Raw genomic sequence first — 2,324 nt, 5'->3', positions numbered from 1 at the left:
CGCCGCTACATCATCTGGCGAAACCGCCACGCCGACGACCGGCACCTACGCGCCGTCGTCGACAGGGCGAACGTTGCCTGATGCGGCACTAGTTCGGCTTCATCTACAACAAGCAGCAGCTGAAGGAGGCCCCCAAGACCTGGGAGGAGCTGCTCGACGGGAGGTTCAGGAACAAGCTGCAGTACTCGACCCCCGGTGTCGCGGGTGACGGCACGGCCGTCGTGATCAAGGCGATGAACGACTTCGGCGGCCAGGCGCCTGCGATGGAGTACCTGAAGAAGCTCCAGGCCAACAACGTCGGCCCGTCCTCCTCCACCTCCAAGCTCGCCCCCAAGGTCGACAAGGGTGAGATCCTCGTCGCCAACGGCGACGTCCAGATGAACTTCGCCCAGTCGAAGTCCATGCCGAACCTCGCCATCTGGTTCCCGGCCAAGGAAGGTGCCAGGCCGACCACCTTCGCGCTGCCGTACGCCGCCGGCCTCGTCGACAAGGCCCCACACGCCGAGAACGGCAGGAAGCTGCTCGACTTCATGCTCGGCGAGCAGGCCCAGCGCGAGGTCAGCTCGATCGGCGGGGGCTTTCCGGCCCGTAAGGACATCAAGACGACCGACACCAACGCGATCGAGCTGGCCGAGCTGATCGAGGGCGTCGAGATCTTCGAGCCCGACTGGGCCGACATCGACGAGAACCTGACCACGTACGTCGACGCCTGGAAGACGGCAACCGGAAGCTGACCGCGGGCCTCCAAGAGTTCACCGCACGGCCCTGGAATCCCTCCGCATGTAGCGGAAAGATAACGGGTACGGACCAACGCCCCCGAGGAATCGGGGGCGTTGGCGTGTCCTCGCCCCTTCTTCTCCCTCTCCACGGAGGATCCAGATGCCGATCACCGGCATATCCACCGACCTGTCCACCGACGTCTCCCGCCGCGCCGTGCTCGCCGCCGCCGGTACCACCGCCGCCCTCGCCGCCGCGGGCACCGTCGCCGCCGCGCCGGCCGCCCGAGCCGCCGGCGCCGCAGCCCCCACGCTCCCGAACGGCACCAGCAAGGACAAGGTGCTCGTCGTCGGCATGGACGGACTGCGGTACGACCGGATCGACGCCGCCGACGCGCCGACGATGAAGTCCCTGATGGCGAACGGCACGTACGGCCTGTCCCTGCTCTACGCCAACCCGATGGCCGCCACCTCCTCCGGCCCCGGCTGGTCGACCATCTCCACCGGAGTCTGGCCCGACAAGCACGGCGTGAAGGACAACACCTTCATCGGCAAGAACTACGCCGAGTACCCGGGATTCCTCGCCCGGTTGAACCAGGTCCGCCCCGACCTCTCGCTCTTCGCCGCCGTCGACTGGCCCGAGCTCGACACGCACGGCACGGTCACCCCCGGCGCCGACGCCAAGCTCGTCCGCGACAACGACTACGCCGTCAACGACAAGATCATCACGGACGCCACGGAGGACATCCTCCGCAACCAGAACCCGGACGTCCTCTTCGTCTACTTCGGCGAGACCGACGCGATCGGCCACTCCTACGGCGCCGCCAGCCGGAAGTACCTCGACGCCATCGCCGTCCAGGACGGCTACCTCGGCCGTCTCCTCGCCGCGATCAAGGCCCGCCCGGCGTACGCCTCCGAGCGCTGGACCGTCATCGTCACCACCGACCACGGCCACACCGACCGCGGCGGCCACGGCGGCTCCGCCATCGAGGAGCGCCGCACCTTCGTCCTGGCCCAGGGCCCGGGCATCGCCGCGGGCGCCCGCCCCATCGACACCCGACTCGTCGACGTCGCCGCCACCGTCTTCCACCAGCTCGGTATCGTCCCCGACGCGTCCTGGGGCCTGGACGGCAAGCCGATCCAGCAGCGCTCCACCGACCCCTTCGACGCGCTGCACTCCTCCCTCGGCGGCCGCGTGGACGAGTCCGGCATCCCCGCCGGAGTCCTCGGGTTCACCCACACCGCACCCAGCGGCTGGTCCGTGATCAACAACGCCATGGGCACCGGCGGCATGGCCGAGTGGCGCGGGTGGGCCTTCGCGACGGACGAGTTCTGGTCCCGCACGCAAGCCGGCCAGTCCCGCGAGCTGAACGTCCGCGCCCGGGGCGTCTTCGCCGTCGCCGACTCCGACGAGTGGTCCGACAGGTCGTTCTCCGGTACGTACGACTCGACGCTGGTCACCCCCGCGTACAGCGTCTCCGGCAAGACGCGGACGACCCTCGACTTCACCACCTTCTACCTCTGATCTTGGCCAGTGCTCCGCCCTTCAGGGCGGGGGTGAAGGCCATCCTTGGACCGGAGGCGCGGAGCGCCGGAGTGCTCTGTGTC

General features: G+C 68.9%; 1 protein-coding gene and 2 pseudogenes. All 3 read left to right on the top strand.

Translation table 11 applies throughout. The features are described from left to right. Positions 1-81, top strand: a pseudogene (locus tag ACFUJR_RS39135) (transposase); the annotation flags it as partial. An 11-nt stretch (positions 82-92) separates the two neighbouring features. Further along, a pseudogene (locus tag ACFUJR_RS39130) lies at positions 93-734 on the top strand (extracellular solute-binding protein); the annotation flags it as partial. 145 nt (positions 735-879) lie between these two features. Then, a complete protein-coding gene (locus tag ACFUJR_RS39125) occupies positions 880-2,241 on the top strand; it encodes an alkaline phosphatase family protein (RefSeq protein WP_383181618.1) in 1,362 nt (453 codons plus the stop codon). Positions 2,242-2,324: the final 83 nt, after the last annotated feature.

Origin of the sequence: Streptomyces sp. NPDC057271 (assembly GCF_042668715.1) — a bacterium.
Taxonomy (GTDB): Bacteria; Actinomycetota; Actinomycetes; order Streptomycetales; family Streptomycetaceae; genus Streptomyces.
Note: the sequence above shows the minus strand (reverse complement) of the source record. Positions and strands in the feature narration are given on the sequence as shown.